Below are 12869 nucleotides of genomic sequence, written 5' to 3' on the forward strand. Positions count from 1 at the left end.
TGCGCCGCGCGGGCGGAGAAGCGAACCAGAAGGGCGCAGTAACCCCATGACCGGCCTCTCCACCGTTCTCATCGTCGTCGGGCTCTTCCTCGCCGGCGGTGTGTACTCCTTCTCCAGGCAGAAGATGCCCAAGGGCCTGATCGTGCTTCTCACCATCGCTTCCGTGATGTGCCTGGTTGCCGGCGTCCTGCGGATCCAGGGGATCTGGGCATGAGCACTCCGAAGAAAGTCGTCGTCTTCGACTACGGATTCGGCAATGTCCGCTCCGCCGAGCGGGCGCTGGCCCGCGTCGGCGCGGACGTCGAGATCACCCGTGACTTCGACACGGCCATGAACGCCGACGGGCTCCTCGTCCCCGGCGTCGGCGCCTTCTCCGCCTGCATGGAAGGCCTCAGGAAGGCCCGCGGCGAGTGGATCGTCGGCCGCCGGCTCTCCGGCGGCCGCCCGGTCATGGGCATCTGCGTCGGCATGCAGATCCTCTTCGCGCGCGGCATCGAGCACGGCGTGGAGAGCGAGGGCCTCGATGAATGGCCCGGCACGGTCGGCCCGCTGAAGGCCCCGATCGTTCCCCACATGGGCTGGAACACCGTCGAAGCGCCGGCCGACAGCAGGCTCTTCGCCGGAGTCGACGCCGATGCACGGTTCTACTTCGTGCACTCCTATGCCGTGCACGAGTGGAGCCTGGAAGTCACCAACCCCGCCATCCGCGCGCCCCAGGTCACCTGGGCCACGCACGGCGAGCGCTTTGTCGCCGCCGTCGAGAACAGCGCGCTGTGGGCGACCCAGTTCCACCCCGAGAAGTCCGGCGATGCCGGCGCCCAGCTGCTGACCAACTGGATTGAGACGCTGTAATGCCGAAGCTTGAACTCCTCCCCGCCGTCGACGTCCGCGACGGCCAGGCCGTGCGCCTCGTGCACGGTGAGTCCGGTACGGAGACGTCGTACGGATCGCCGCTGGAGGCCGCCCTGACCTGGCAGCGCGCGGGCGCCGAGTGGCTGCATCTGGTCGACCTCGACGCGGCCTTCGGCACCGGCGACAACCGGGCGCTGATCGCCGAGGTCGCCGGCGCGATGGACATCAAGGTCGAGCTCTCCGGGGGCATCCGCGACGACGCCTCGCTCGCCGCCGCGCTGGCCACCGGCTGCACCCGGGTCAACCTGGGGACGGCCGCGCTGGAGACCCCCCAATGGGTCGCCAAGATCATCGCCGAGCACGGCGACAAGATCGCGGTCGGCCTGGACGTACGCGGCACGACGCTGCGCGGCCGCGGCTGGACCCGCGACGGCGGCGACCTCTACGAGACGCTCGCCCGGCTCGACTCCGAGGGCTGCGCCCGCTATGTCGTCACCGACATCGCCAAGGACGGCACCCTCCAGGGCCCCAACCTGGAGCTGCTGAAGAACGTCTGCGCGGCCACTGACAAGCCGGTCGTCGCCTCCGGCGGCGTCTCCTCGCTCGACGATCTGCGGGCGATCGCCTCGCTGGTGCCCGCGGGCGTCGAGGGCGCCATCGTCGGCAAGGCGCTGTACGCGGAGGCATTCACCCTCCAAGAGGCGATCGCGGTGGTGTCGGCATGACTGATTCCGGCTCTGCTTCCGTGCGGCGTATCGGCTCGGACGGGCCGTGGGAGGAGGCCTTCGGCTACTCCCGCGCCGTCCAGCTGCCGAACGGCCTGGTCCTGGTCTCCGGCTGCACCTCCGTCGTGGGCGGCCAGATCGCCGCGGGCGGGCCGTACGACCAGGCGGTGACCGCTTTCGGTGTCGCTCTCGACGCGCTGAAGGAGCTGGGCCTCGGCCGGGAAGACGTCGTGCGTACGCGGATGTACATCACGCACGCCCGGGACGTGGACGAGGTCGGCCGCGCCCACAAGGACCTGTTCGGCGAGGTCCGTCCGGCCGCGTCGATGCTCATCGTCTCCGGCTTCGTCGAGCCGAGCCTGGTCGTCGAGGTCGAGGTCGAGGCCTACCGAGGAGGTGCCGAATGACCCTCGCGGTCCGAGTCATCCCTTGCCTGGACGTGGACAACGGCCGGGTCGTCAAGGGAGTCAACTTCCAGAATCTGCGCGACGCCGGCGACCCCGTCGAGATGGCCAAGCTGTACGACGCCGAGGGCGCCGACGAGCTGACCTTCCTCGACATCACGGCCTCGTCCGGCAACCGTGAGACGACGTACGACGTGGTCCGCCGCACCGCCGAGCAGGTCTTCATCCCGCTGACCGTGGGCGGCGGCGTGCGCAGCGCCGACGACGTGGACAAGCTGCTGCGCGCGGGCGCGGACAAGGTGGGCGTGAACACCGCGGCGATCGCCCGCCCCGAGCTGATCCGCGAGATCGCGGAGCGCTTCGGCCGCCAGGTGCTTGTGCTGTCGGTCGACGCGCGGCGAACTGCCGAGGGCTCCTTCGAGGTCACCACGCACGGCGGCCGCACGGGCACCGGCATCGACGCCGTCGAATGGGCCCACCGGGCCGCCGAGCTGGGCGCGGGCGAGATCCTGCTCAACTCGATGGACGCCGACGGCACGAAGGACGGCTACGACATCGAGATGATCGCGGCGGTCCGTAAGCACGTGACCGTCCCGGTCATCGCGAGCGGCGGCGCGGGCAAGTCGGCGGACTTCCCCCCGGCCGTCGCGGCGGGCGCGGACGCCGTGCTGGCGGCCTCGGTGTTCCACTTCGGCGATCTGCGTATCTCCCAGGTCAAGGACGCCCTGCGCGAGGCGGGGCACCCCGTCCGCTGACCTCGAGGAACTGGCGTGGCCCACCGGTTCCGACGCCGCCGCGTCATCGCTGCTGTGGCCGTACGGGTGACCGGGTGACCTACATCCCGAACGCCTCGGCCTCGTGCAGCCGCGTGATCGCGTCCTTGTCGCCCTCCAGCTCCACCTTCGCCACGTCCTGCCGCCCGAAGGCGAACAACGTCAGCTCACCCGGCTCCCCGGTCACCGTCACCACGGGTGTGCCGCGGTGGGCGACCGCCGTCTGTCCGTCCGTACGCCGCAGCACAAGCCCGACCGGCGCCTTACGGCCCAGCAGCCTGGCCGCCTTCTCAAGGCGCGACCACAGGGCGTCCTCGAAGACCCGGTCCAGCTCCCGCGGCGTCCAGTCCGGCTGCGCCCGACGCACATCCTCGGCGTGCACATAGAACTCGACGGTGTTGGCCGCCTCGTCGAGCTGCTTGATCCCGTACAGGGACATCCGCGGCGGTCCCGTACGGATCAGCTGGATCAGCTCCTCGTACGGCTTCGCGGCGAACTCCGCCTGGACCCGTTCCAGCCGGTCCTTGAGCGCGCCGAGCAGAATGCCGCCCGCCGCGTCCGGCCGCCGCTCGCGCACCACCACATGGGCGGCCAGATCTCGGGTCCTCCAGCCTTCGCACAGGGTGGGAGCATCGGGGCCCGTAGCTTCCAACAGGTCGGCGAGCAGAAGCCGTTCACGCTTGGCATGGGTCGACATGTTCGCCAGCCTACGGCGGCCGCACCGGGTCCGCCCAGTGGACGCACCGCCCGCCGCCCCCGCCGGGTCCGCCCAGTGGACGCACCGCCCGCCGCCCCCGCCGGGCACGGCACAATGGCCACATGACCAGCAGTGTCCCCGCCAGCTCCCTCGATCCCACCGTTGCCGCCCGCCTCAGACGCAGCGCAGACGGCTTGGTTCCGGCCATCGCCCAGCAGTACGACACCGGTGAGGTGCTGATGCTCGGGTGGATGGACGACGAGGCCCTGCACCGCACCCTGACCACCGGCCGCTGCACCTACTGGTCGCGCAGCCGGCGGGAGTACTGGGTCAAGGGCGACACATCCGGCCATGTCCAGCACGTCAAGTCCGTCGCCCTGGACTGCGACGCCGACGCGATCCTCGTCAAGGTCGACCAGGTCGGCGCCGCCTGCCACACCGGGGACCGCACCTGCTTCGACGCCGACGTACTCCTGCTGGGCAAGTAGGGTCGGGCGCCATGGATCTCGACACCTTCCGCAAGCTCGCCGCCGACCGCCGTGTCATCCCCGTCAGCCGAAAGCTCCTCGCCGACGGCGACACCCCGGTCGGGCTCTACCGCAAGCTCGCCGGCGAGCGCGAAGGCACCTTCCTGCTGGAGTCCGCCGAGAACGGCCGATCCTGGTCCCGGTACTCCTTCATCGGCGTACGTTCCGACGCGACCCTCACCGAACGTGACGGCCAGGTGCACTGGCTCGGCACTCCGCCGGTCGGCGTTCCGGTCGACGGGGATCCCCTGCAGGCCCTGCGCTCCACCGTCGAGGCGCTGCACACTCCTCCCACGCCTAGCGGCGTGGGAGGTACCTCCACGCGCGACCTCGCCTCCGGAATGCCGCCCTTCACCGGCGGCATGGTCGGCTACCTCGGGTACGACATCGTCCGCAGGCTGGAGAAGATCGGCCCCGGCGAGCGCGACGACCTGAAGCTCCCCGAGCTGACCATGCTGCTCACCTCCGACCTCGCCGTGCTCGACCACTGGGACGGCACCGTCCTGCTGATCGCCAACGCGATCAACCACAACGACCTCGACACCGGCGTCGAAGAGGCATACGCCGACGCCGTCGCGCGCCTGGACGCCATGGAGGCCGATCTCGCACGGCCGCTGGCCTCCGCGCCCGCCGTGCTGCCGCCCTCCGAGCTGCCGGAGTTCTCCGCGCTGTGGGGCGGCGAGGACTACCAGGACGCCGTCAAGGACATCAAGGAGCGCATCCGGGCCGGCGAGGCATTCCAGGTGGTGCCCTCCCAGCGGTTCGAAACCCCTTGCACGGCAACCGCGTTGGACGTCTACCGCGTACTGCGGGCCACCAACCCAAGCCCGTACATGTACCTCTTCCGCTTCGACGGCTTCGATGTCGTCGGCTCCAGCCCCGAGGCGCTCGTCAAGGTCGAGGACGGGCACGCCATGGTCCACCCCATCGCCGGGACCCGGCCGCGCGGCGCGACCCCGCAGGAGGACCAGGTGCTCGCCGACGAGCTGATGGCCGATCCCAAGGAGCGCGCCGAGCACCTGATGCTGGTCGACCTCGGCCGCAACGACCTGGGCCGGGTCTGCGAGCCCGGCAGCGTCGAGGTCGTCGACTTCATGTCCATCGAGCGGTACTCCCACGTCATGCACATCGTCTCGACGGTGACCGGCCAGGTCGCCGAGGGCCGTACCGCCTTCGACGTGCTGACCGCCTGTTTCCCCGCCGGCACCCTCTCCGGCGCCCCCAAGCCGCGCGCGATGCAGATCATCGACGAGCTGGAGCCCTCGCGGCGCGGATTGTACGGCGGCTGCGTCGGCTATCTCGACTTCGCCGGTGACTCCGACACCGCGATCGCCATCCGAACCGCGCTGCTGCGCGATGGCACGGCGTTCGTGCAGGCCGGAGCGGGTGTCGTGGCCGACTCGGACCCGGTCGCCGAGGACACCGAGTGCCGCAACAAGGCGGCCGCGGTGCTCCGCGCCGTCCACACCGCGAACCGTCTCAACAGCTGACCGGGCGGTAAGGGATAGTGGGTACGTGAGCGCTGTACCCGTACCCCAGCCCCGCGTCGGCTCGGCATCCGCCACCGGCAGCCGCCGCAGCCTCGCCGCGGCTCTGTTCCTCGGCGCCGTCGGCGCGACCGTCGTGCTGCTCGCCGCCGGCCAGATCTGGGCCGAGGGCACGGCAGCCGTCGGCGGCGGCACGCTGCCGCTCGACGCCGTAGGCAGCGATGTCACCGGTGTCCCGACGGCGCTCGCCATCGTCGGCCTGGCCGCCCTCGTCGCCGTCTTCGCGGTCCGCAGCGCGGGCCGGCTGCTCGTCTCCGCACTGCTCGCCCTGAGCGGCGCGGGCGCGGCGCTCGCCGCCTTCTTCGGGGCCTCCGACAGCGCGGCCCTCGACGAGAAGGCGGCGCAGACCACCGGCGACGCGGCCGCCACGGTCGAGGCGCTCACCCACACCGCCTGGCCCTATGTGACCGTGGCGGGCAGCTTGCTGATCCTGTTCGCGGGCCTGCTCGCGCTGCGGTACGGCAAGCAGTGGCCCACGATGTCCGGCCGGTACGAGCGCGACGGCACCCCCCGGCCGCGCAAGGCCCCGGTCGTGGACCCGGACCGGCCCGAGGACCTGTGGAAGGCCCTGGACCGCGGCGAGGACCCGACGCGGGAAGCGTGACCCCCAGATCGGAGCATGTCCCGGCGTACGGGACAATGGCATGTGAGCGTCCGGCTGAGGGGAGAGCGGAAGCTCACCGCAGAGCATTCAGCAGAGCATCAGAAACGAGGAGCAAACTCATGGCGGGCAGCAACCACGGACACACCCCGGCCGCCTGGACCGGTGTCACCATCGCCTTCATCGGCTTCGGTATCGCAGGCGTCTTCATGGTGGCGGCCAATCCGCTCGGCTTCTGGGCCGGAGTGGCCGTGATCCTCCTCGGCGGCGTCGTCGGTGCAGCCATGAAGGCCGCCGGGCTCGGCATGCCGAAGGAGTCGAAGGCCCAGGTGGCGACGGAGCAGGCGGGCCAGCCGCAGGTCGCTACGGCACAGCCCGCCACGGCGCAGGCGTCCTCCTGAGCCTGCCGTACGGCTCCACGCTGAGAGGCGCAGCCCAGCGTTGCCGGGCTGCGCCTCTGCGTATGCGCCTTTTCCGCATGCGTCTTTCGGTATCAACGGCGACAATCACGGGGTGGACGCCATGCCTTCCTCCGCCGCACCCGCCCGCGACCCCGGCCCCGCGCCGCTCGCACGGAGACTGGCGACACCCCTGGCCACCCTCGCCGGGGTCGCCGCGTCCTTCGCGTACGTCGGCACGGTCGATCCAGGCGAACCGGGCCACTACCCGGTCTGCCCGCTGCTCCGCTTCACCGGGATCTACTGCCCGGGCTGCGGCGGGCTGCGCAGCGCCCACGCCTTCATCCACGGCGATCTGACCACCGCGCTCGGGGCCAATGCCATCGCCGTCGTGGGCTACGGAATCTTCGCCGTAGTGTGGGTGCTGTGGCTGATTCGCGCCGTACGGGGCGTGCCCCTGCGGATCGCGGTCGCGCCGGTGTGGTGGTGGTCGCTCGGTGGTGTTCTGCTGGTTTTCAGTGTGATCAGGAACCTGCCTTTCGGCTCTGCGCTCGCGCCGTGACTGTGCAGGTCAGGGGAACGACCTCAGACCCGCGAAGTCACAGGTGGCGGGAAGGGCGTCAACCGGATGCGAGCCCTTGGCCCTCCTGCGGATACCATCGACATGGCTGATCCTGATCCATCTGAACTGTCCCGGAAGGGGGCCGCTCGCGTGAGTGTGCTCGACGAGATCATCGAAGGCGTGCGCGCCGACCTCGCAGAGCGGCAGGCGCGTGTGAGCCTCGACGAGCTCAAGGAGCGCGCCGCGAAGGCTCCTGCGGCCAAGGACGGCGTCGCCGCGCTGCGTGGCGAGGGAGTCCACGTGATCTGCGAGGTCAAGCGCTCCAGCCCGTCGAAGGGCGCGCTGGCCGCGATCGCCGACCCGGCCGGGCTCGCCGCCGACTACGAGGCGGGCGGCGCGGCCGTCATCTCCGTACTGACCGAGCAGCGCCGTTTCGGCGGCTCGCTCGCCGACCTCGAAGCAGTCCGCGCCAAGGTCGACATCCCGGTGCTGCGCAAGGACTTCATCGTCACCGCCTACCAGCTGTGGGAGGCCAGGGCGTACGGCGCCGACCTCGTCCTGCTGATCGTCGCCGCGCTGGAGCAGGAGGCCCTGGTCTCGCTGATCGAGCGCGCCGAGTCGATCGGGCTCACCCCGCTGGTCGAGGTGCACGACGAGGACGAGGCCGAGCGCGCGGTGGAGGCCGGAGCGAAGATCATCGGCGTGAACGCCCGCGACCTGAAGACGCTGCAGGTCGACCGCTCGACGTTCGAACACGTCGCCCCCGAGATTCCGGCGCACATCGTCAAGATCGCCGAGTCCGGTGTGCGCGGTCCGCACGACCTGATCGCCTATGCGAACGCGGGCGCCGACGCGGTGCTGGTCGGCGAGTCCCTGGTCACCGGCCGCGACCCGAAGTCGGCGGTCGCCGACCTGGTTGCCGCGGGCGCGCACCCGGCCCTGCGTCACGGACGGAGCTGACCGTCCCCATGACCGCCGTAGGCCTTGTCGCCCCGCAGTACCGGATGCCGTCGCGTCCGGCGGCGGGCGACGTGTGCAGGACGGTCACGGCTCCCCGTGGCGCGGCGCTCGCCGCTGCACGCGACCCGTACGCGCGGCTGGCCCGAGGCTGCAAGCCCCGCGGCTGCCGGGCCCCCGCCCGCCGGGTGCACGGCCGCCGGGTGCGGTATGTCATCGGCTCCGAGCCGGGCCAGGTCAACGGCATGCGATGGCGCGCGGTCCGCGCGTGCGACTGCCGCTAGGCGGTCTCCGGCGGGTGCTTTCACCTACCCGCCCTTCCCGTGTCTGGGGGGCAAGCCCCCAGCCCCCCGTACGCCCTTCTGGGGGTCCCCCTGCGCCCGCAGGGGGACGGGGGAGTGTCCTCAATCTCCCCCAGACTTCGTCCGGGGGGACCCCCAACGGGCTGAATTCAGCCCCTCCGGCGATTGAGGAGCGGGGGTCCGGGGCGGAGCCCCGGTTACGGGAAGGGGCGGGTAGGGGAACAAAGCCCCGCCGGTCACCCGCGCACGCGCATACCGTGTCCCCCGCATACCAGAACTTCTGGGGCAGACGCCCCGACAAGGAGCACGTCGCAATGTCGAGCGACTTCTTCATCCCGGACCCGGAGGGTCAAGTACCCAGCGCCAAAGGCTACTTCGGCGCCTTCGGCGGCAAGTTCATCCCCGAGGCGCTCGTCGCCGCGGTCGACGAGGTTGCCGTCGAGTACGACAAGGCCAAGGCCGACCCCGCCTTCGCCGCCGAGCTCAATGACCTGATGGTCAACTACACCGGCCGCCCCAGCGCCCTCACCGAGGTGCCCCGGTTCGCCGAGCACGCCGGCGGGGCGCGGGTCTTCCTGAAGCGCGAGGACCTCAACCACACCGGCTCGCACAAGATCAACAACGTGCTGGGCCAGGCGCTGCTCACCAGGCGCATGGGCAAGACCCGGGTCATCGCCGAGACCGGCGCCGGCCAGCACGGCGTCGCGACCGCGACCGCCTGCGCGCTCTTCGGCCTCGAGTGCACCATCTACATGGGCGAGATCGATACCCAGCGCCAGGCCCTGAACGTGGCCCGGATGCGGATGCTCGGCGCCGAGGTAATCCCGGTGGCCTCCGGCAGCCGGACCCTGAAGGACGCCATCAACGAGGCGTTCCGCGACTGGGTCGCCAATGTGGACCGTACGCACTATCTCTTCGGTACGGTCGCCGGACCGCACCCCTTCCCCGCCATGGTCCGCGACTTCCACAGGGTCATCGGCGTCGAGGCCCGCCGCCAGATCCTGGAGCGGGCCGGGAGGCTGCCGGACGCGGCCGTCGCCTGCGTCGGCGGCGGGTCCAACGCGATCGGGCTGTTCCACGCCTTCATCCCGGACGCGTCCGTACGGCTCATCGGCTGCGAGCCCGCGGGCCACGGAATCGAGTCCGGCGAGCACGCGGCCACCCTGACCGCGGGCGAGCCCGGCATTCTGCACGGATCGCGGTCGTACGTCCTGCAGGACGAGGAGGGCCAGATCACCGAGCCGTACTCGATCTCCGCAGGGCTCGACTACCCCGGCATCGGCCCCGAGCACTCGTACCTCAAGGACAGCGGCCGGGCCGAGTACCGCGCCGTGACCGACGACGAGGCCATGCAGTCGCTGCGGCTGCTGTCACGTACGGAGGGCATCATTCCGGCCATCGAGTCCGCGCACGCGCTGGCCGGAGCGCTGGAAGTGGGCCGGGAACTGGGCAAGGACGGGCTGATCGTCGTCAATCTGTCCGGCCGCGGCGACAAGGACATGGACACCGCCGCCCGCTACTTCGGGCTTTACGACGGCGAGGGGGACGCGAAGGTCTCCGCCGACGCCTCCGCGGAGAACTACGCCGAGATCAGGAGGGACGCGAAGTGAGCGGCAACATTCAGCTGTTGAGCGACACGCTGGCGCAGGCCAGGGACGAGAACCGGGCGGCGCTCATCGCGTACCTCCCGGCCGGCTTCCCGACCGTCGACGGCGGCATCGAGGCGGTCAAGGCCGCTCTGGACGGCGGCGCTGACGTGGTCGAGGTCGGACTGCCGCACAGCGACCCCGTCCTCGACGGCCCCGTCATCCAGACCGCCGACGACATCGCCCTGCGCGGCGGCGTCAAGATCGCCGATGTGATGCGTACGGTCCGCGAGGCGCACGAGGCCACCGGCAAGCCGGTCCTCGTGATGACGTACTGGAATCCGATCGACCGCTACGGCATCGAGCGCTTCACCGCCGAGCTCGCCGACGCGGGCGGCGCCGGCTGCATCCTGCCCGACCTGCCGGTCGAGGAGGCCGGCGTGTGGCGCGAGCACGCCGAGAAGCACGGCCTCGCCACGGTCTTCGTCGTCGCGCCGAGCAGCAAGGACGCGCGGCTGGCGAAGATCACGGCGGCCGGTTCCGGCTTTGTGTACGCGGCTTCGCTGATGGGCGTGACCGGCACCCGTGAGTCGGTGGGCGCGCAGGCCCAGGACCTGGTGCGGCGCACCCGCGCCACCACCGAGCTGCCGGTCTGCGTGGGCCTTGGCGTCTCCAACCCCGGGCAGGCCGCCGAGGTCGCTTCCTTTGCGGACGGTGTGATCGTGGGGTCCGCGTTCGTGAAGCGGCTCCTCGACGCACCGGATGAGGCCGCGGGCCTGGTGGCGGTGCGGGAACTGGCGGCCGAGCTCGCCGGAGGCGTGCGCCGGAACGCGTAGCTCATAAGGGTGGATCTGGGGCCGGGGAGGCATGCACATGCCTCCCCGGTTCGTTTGCGGGATGTGAGCGAGAAGAACCAGGAACGGAAGCGGACCGCGCGCGAGCGGCTCCAACGGGAACGTGAGTCGGAGAAGGGGCGCGAGAAACGACGGCGGCTGCTGATCGTCTCCGCCGCGGTGGTCGGCGTCCTCGGCCTTGCCGCCGTCGTCGGCGTGATCGCCGCGAACGCCGGGAAGAAGGACAGCGGCTCAGGCACCGGTCCGCTCCTCGCGCCCGCGGGCGTGCAGGGCAAGGACCAGCTGGCGATCCCGGTGGGCGCGAGCGACGCCCCGTCCACGCTCACCGTGTGGGAGGACTTCCGCTGTCCTGCCTGCGCCAGTTTCGAGAACGCCTTCCGGGACACCATCCACGAGCTGGAGCGGGCGGGCCAGCTCAAGATCGAGTACCACCTCGCCACCATCATCGACGGGAACATGGGCGGCAGCGGCTCGCTGCACGCGGCGAACGCCGCGGCGTGCGCGCAGGACGTAGGGAAATTCGTCCCGTATCACGACGTGCTGTACCAGAACCAGCCGCCGGAGACGGACGACGCCTTCGCCAATAACAGCAGGCTGATCGAGCTCGCGGGCAAGGTCGACGGCCTGGACACCCCCGACTTCCGCAGCTGTGTGGAGGACGGCAAGCACAACAGCTGGGTGGCCAAGTCGAACGCCGCCTTCCAGAACGGCGGCTTCCGCGGTACCCCCACCGTGCTGCTCAACGGGGAGTCCGTCTTCCCGCAGAAGGGCGCCGAGCACATTTCCGTCGCCAACTTCAAGAAGTGGGTCCAAGAGGCGAACAAGGGCAAGAAGCCGGGCACCGAGCGGTCCACGCCGAGTCCGGGTGCGGCCTCCTCCTGACGGCTTCCGGGCGGCCTCCCGGCGTACATCGGTGCATATCGGCGTGCATCGACGTACGTCCGGGACGCGGCTCGTTATCCAGACGTTGCGGGGTGGGTTGCCGCAGGTCCCACCCGGCAGGGTAGCGTCGGTCCTGCCATGGAAATTGCCTACATTCCCAGCCCGTCGACCGGAGTGATCCACCTCGGACCGCTCCCGCTGCGCGGCTATGCCTTCTGCATCATCATCGGTGTCTTCGCGGCCGTCTGGTACGGCAACAAGCGCTGGATCGCTCGCGGCGGCAAGGCCGGCACTGTGGCCGACATCGCCGTCTGGGCGGTGCCCTTCGGTCTCGTCGGCGGTCGGCTGTACCACGTGATCACCGACTACCAGCTGTACTTCAGCGAGGGTGAGAACTGGGTCAACGCCTTCAAGATCTGGGAGGGCGGCCTCGGCATCTGGGGCGCGATCGCGCTGGGCGCGGTCGGCGCCTGGATCGGCTGCCGCCGCCGCGGGATCCCGCTGCCGGCCTGGGCGGACGCCCTCGCGCCCGCCATCGCCATAGCGCAGGCGATCGGCCGCTGGGGCAACTGGTTCAACCAGGAGCTGTACGGCAAGCCGACGGATCTGCCGTGGGCACTCAAGATCACCGAGAGTACGAACCGCGAGGCGGGTCTCTACCACCCGACGTTCCTGTACGAGTCCCTGTGGTGCATCGGCGTCGCGCTGCTGGTCATCTGGGCCGACCGGCGCTTCAAGCTGGGACACGGCCGGGCGTTCGCGCTCTACGTCGCTTCGTACTGCGTGGGCCGGGCCTGGATCGAGTACATGCGGGTCGACGAGGCGCACCACGTGCTGGGGCTGCGCCTCAATGTGTGGACCTCGATCATCGTCTTCGTACTGGCGGTGACGTACATGGTGATCTCGGCACGGGTGCGGCCCGGGCGCGAGGAGATCGTCGAGCCGGAGAGGTCCGACAAGCCGGCGAAGGCGGCGGCTGCGCAGCCGGAGGCGGACGACGCTGCGGGCGCCCCGGCAAAGGACCCGGCGGACGGGGACGAGGCTGCCGCGGAGAACTCGGACGCAGGCGCGGACGCGGAGTCGGCCAAGAAGGGCTGACCGCGGGCATTTGCGCGACCCGCGTGACTTGCGCGACGAGGCCGCCGGGACCGAGAGGGTCCAGGCGGCCTCGTGCGTTTCTCGTCCGCTCCTTGTTCCTCCAT

At 70.7% G+C, this 12869-nt stretch carries 17 protein-coding genes; 16 read left to right on the forward strand and 1 reads right to left on the reverse strand.

The genetic code is table 11. The annotated features are described in order from the left end of the window. Window positions 1-46: 46 nt before the first annotated feature. Genes ACWDO5_RS01860 through hisF form a run of 5 tightly spaced genes read left to right on the forward strand, consistent with a single transcriptional unit; the run spans window position 47 to window position 2736 of the window. Window positions 47-214, forward strand: a complete 168-nt coding sequence (locus ACWDO5_RS01860; protein ID WP_450527536.1) for a hypothetical protein — start codon at window positions 47-49, stop codon at window positions 212-214. Further along, entirely contained in the window at window positions 211-852 is a 642-nt protein-coding gene (hisH, locus tag ACWDO5_RS01865; RefSeq protein WP_450527537.1) for an imidazole glycerol phosphate synthase subunit HisH, read from the forward strand. The genes ACWDO5_RS01860 and hisH overlap by 4 nt, the downstream gene beginning before the upstream one ends. Beyond that, on the forward strand, window positions 852-1577 hold the full coding sequence (gene priA, locus ACWDO5_RS01870) for a bifunctional 1-(5-phosphoribosyl)-5-((5-phosphoribosylamino)methylideneamino)imidazole-4-carboxamide isomerase/phosphoribosylanthranilate isomerase PriA (RefSeq protein ID WP_450527539.1): 726 nt from the start codon (window positions 852-854) through the stop codon (window positions 1575-1577). Before hisH ends, priA begins: the two co-directional genes overlap by 1 nt. Then, window positions 1574-1984, forward strand: a complete 411-nt coding sequence (locus ACWDO5_RS01875) for a RidA family protein (RefSeq protein ID WP_450527541.1) — start codon at window positions 1574-1576, stop codon at window positions 1982-1984. Before priA ends, ACWDO5_RS01875 begins: the two co-directional genes overlap by 4 nt. Beyond that, window positions 1981-2736, forward strand: coding sequence for an imidazole glycerol phosphate synthase subunit HisF (gene hisF, locus ACWDO5_RS01880; protein ID WP_450527542.1), 756 nt, complete (start codon window positions 1981-1983; stop codon window positions 2734-2736). Before ACWDO5_RS01875 ends, hisF begins: the two co-directional genes overlap by 4 nt. Before the next feature lie 79 nt (window positions 2737-2815). Here the strand turns inward: hisF and ACWDO5_RS01885 are convergent, their stop codons facing one another. Next, window positions 2816-3451 carry a TIGR03085 family metal-binding protein gene (locus tag ACWDO5_RS01885; RefSeq protein ID WP_450527544.1) on the reverse strand — a complete coding sequence of 212 codons (636 nt, stop codon included), beginning with the start codon at window positions 3449-3451 and terminating at the stop codon, window positions 2816-2818. Window positions 3452-3573: 122 nt separating this feature from the next. Between ACWDO5_RS01885 and hisI the strand changes: the two genes are divergently transcribed. From hisI to lgt, 11 genes are all read left to right on the forward strand, one after another. Further along, the gene (gene hisI, locus ACWDO5_RS01890; RefSeq protein WP_450527545.1) at window positions 3574-3939 is read left to right on the forward strand and encodes a phosphoribosyl-AMP cyclohydrolase; all 366 of its coding nucleotides are present in this window, start codon (window positions 3574-3576) and stop codon (window positions 3937-3939) included. A gap of 11 nt (window positions 3940-3950) precedes the next feature. Continuing rightward, a complete protein-coding gene (locus ACWDO5_RS01895) occupies window positions 3951-5468 on the forward strand; it encodes an anthranilate synthase component I (RefSeq protein WP_450527547.1) in 1518 nt (505 codons plus the stop codon). A 25-nt stretch (window positions 5469-5493) separates the two neighbouring features. Then, a complete protein-coding gene (locus ACWDO5_RS01900) occupies window positions 5494-6129 on the forward strand; it encodes a TIGR02234 family membrane protein (protein ID WP_450527549.1) in 636 nt (211 codons plus the stop codon). Window positions 6130-6248: 119 nt separating this feature from the next. Continuing rightward, window positions 6249-6527, forward strand: a complete 279-nt coding sequence (locus tag ACWDO5_RS01905; protein WP_450527551.1) for an HGxxPAAW family protein — start codon at window positions 6249-6251, stop codon at window positions 6525-6527. A gap of 121 nt (window positions 6528-6648) precedes the next feature. After that, window positions 6649-7086 carry a DUF2752 domain-containing protein gene (locus ACWDO5_RS01910; protein ID WP_450527625.1) on the forward strand — a complete coding sequence of 146 codons (438 nt, stop codon included), beginning with the start codon at window positions 6649-6651 and terminating at the stop codon, window positions 7084-7086. A gap of 150 nt (window positions 7087-7236) precedes the next feature. After that, a complete protein-coding gene (gene trpC, locus ACWDO5_RS01915; protein WP_450527552.1) occupies window positions 7237-8046 on the forward strand; it encodes an indole-3-glycerol phosphate synthase TrpC in 810 nt (269 codons plus the stop codon). 8 nt (window positions 8047-8054) lie between these two features. After that, entirely contained in the window at window positions 8055-8327 is a 273-nt protein-coding gene (trpM, locus tag ACWDO5_RS01920) for a tryptophan biosynthesis modulator TrpM (protein ID WP_450527554.1), read from the forward strand. 332 nt (window positions 8328-8659) lie between these two features. Beyond that, window positions 8660-9955, forward strand: a complete 1296-nt coding sequence (gene trpB, locus ACWDO5_RS01925) for a tryptophan synthase subunit beta (RefSeq protein ID WP_450527555.1) — start codon at window positions 8660-8662, stop codon at window positions 9953-9955. Then, complete coding sequence (gene trpA, locus ACWDO5_RS01930; RefSeq protein WP_450527556.1) at window positions 9952-10767, forward strand: tryptophan synthase subunit alpha; 816 nt, start codon at window positions 9952-9954, stop codon at window positions 10765-10767. Before trpB ends, trpA begins: the two co-directional genes overlap by 4 nt. A gap of 63 nt (window positions 10768-10830) precedes the next feature. After that, complete coding sequence (locus tag ACWDO5_RS01935) at window positions 10831-11667, forward strand: DsbA family protein (protein ID WP_450527558.1); 837 nt, start codon at window positions 10831-10833, stop codon at window positions 11665-11667. A 138-nt stretch (window positions 11668-11805) separates the two neighbouring features. Then, window positions 11806-12765, forward strand: a complete 960-nt coding sequence (lgt, locus tag ACWDO5_RS01940; RefSeq protein ID WP_450527560.1) for a prolipoprotein diacylglyceryl transferase — start codon at window positions 11806-11808, stop codon at window positions 12763-12765. Window positions 12766-12869: the final 104 nt, after the last annotated feature.

The sequence above is a fragment of the Streptomyces sp. NPDC000880 genome, assembly GCF_053599675.1.

Bases quoted from the DNA above. Each gene is read 5' to 3' on its own strand.
- trpB (WP_450527555.1), top strand. From the start codon at position 8,660: ATGTCGAGCGACTTCTTCATCCCGGACCCGGAGGGTCAAGTACCCAGC.
- ACWDO5_RS01910 (WP_450527625.1), top strand. From the start codon at position 6,649: ATGCCTTCCTCCGCCGCACCCGCCCGCGACCCCGGCCCCGCGCCGCTC.
- ACWDO5_RS01875 (WP_450527541.1), top strand. From the start codon at position 1,574: ATGACTGATTCCGGCTCTGCTTCCGTGCGGCGTATCGGCTCGGACGGG.
- ACWDO5_RS01905 (WP_450527551.1), top strand. From the start codon at position 6,249: ATGGCGGGCAGCAACCACGGACACACCCCGGCCGCCTGGACCGGTGTC.
- hisI (WP_450527545.1), top strand. From the start codon at position 3,574: ATGACCAGCAGTGTCCCCGCCAGCTCCCTCGATCCCACCGTTGCCGCC.
- ACWDO5_RS01860 (WP_450527536.1), top strand. From the start codon at position 47: ATGACCGGCCTCTCCACCGTTCTCATCGTCGTCGGGCTCTTCCTCGCC.
- lgt (WP_450527560.1), top strand. From the start codon at position 11,806: ATGGAAATTGCCTACATTCCCAGCCCGTCGACCGGAGTGATCCACCTC.
- hisF (WP_450527542.1), top strand. From the start codon at position 1,981: ATGACCCTCGCGGTCCGAGTCATCCCTTGCCTGGACGTGGACAACGGC.
- trpM (WP_450527554.1), top strand. From the start codon at position 8,055: ATGACCGCCGTAGGCCTTGTCGCCCCGCAGTACCGGATGCCGTCGCGT.
- ACWDO5_RS01895 (WP_450527547.1), top strand. From the start codon at position 3,951: ATGGATCTCGACACCTTCCGCAAGCTCGCCGCCGACCGCCGTGTCATC.
- hisH (WP_450527537.1), top strand. From the start codon at position 211: ATGAGCACTCCGAAGAAAGTCGTCGTCTTCGACTACGGATTCGGCAAT.
- ACWDO5_RS01885 (WP_450527544.1), bottom strand. From the start codon at position 3,451: ATGTCGACCCATGCCAAGCGTGAACGGCTTCTGCTCGCCGACCTGTTG.
- priA (WP_450527539.1), top strand. From the start codon at position 852: ATGCCGAAGCTTGAACTCCTCCCCGCCGTCGACGTCCGCGACGGCCAG.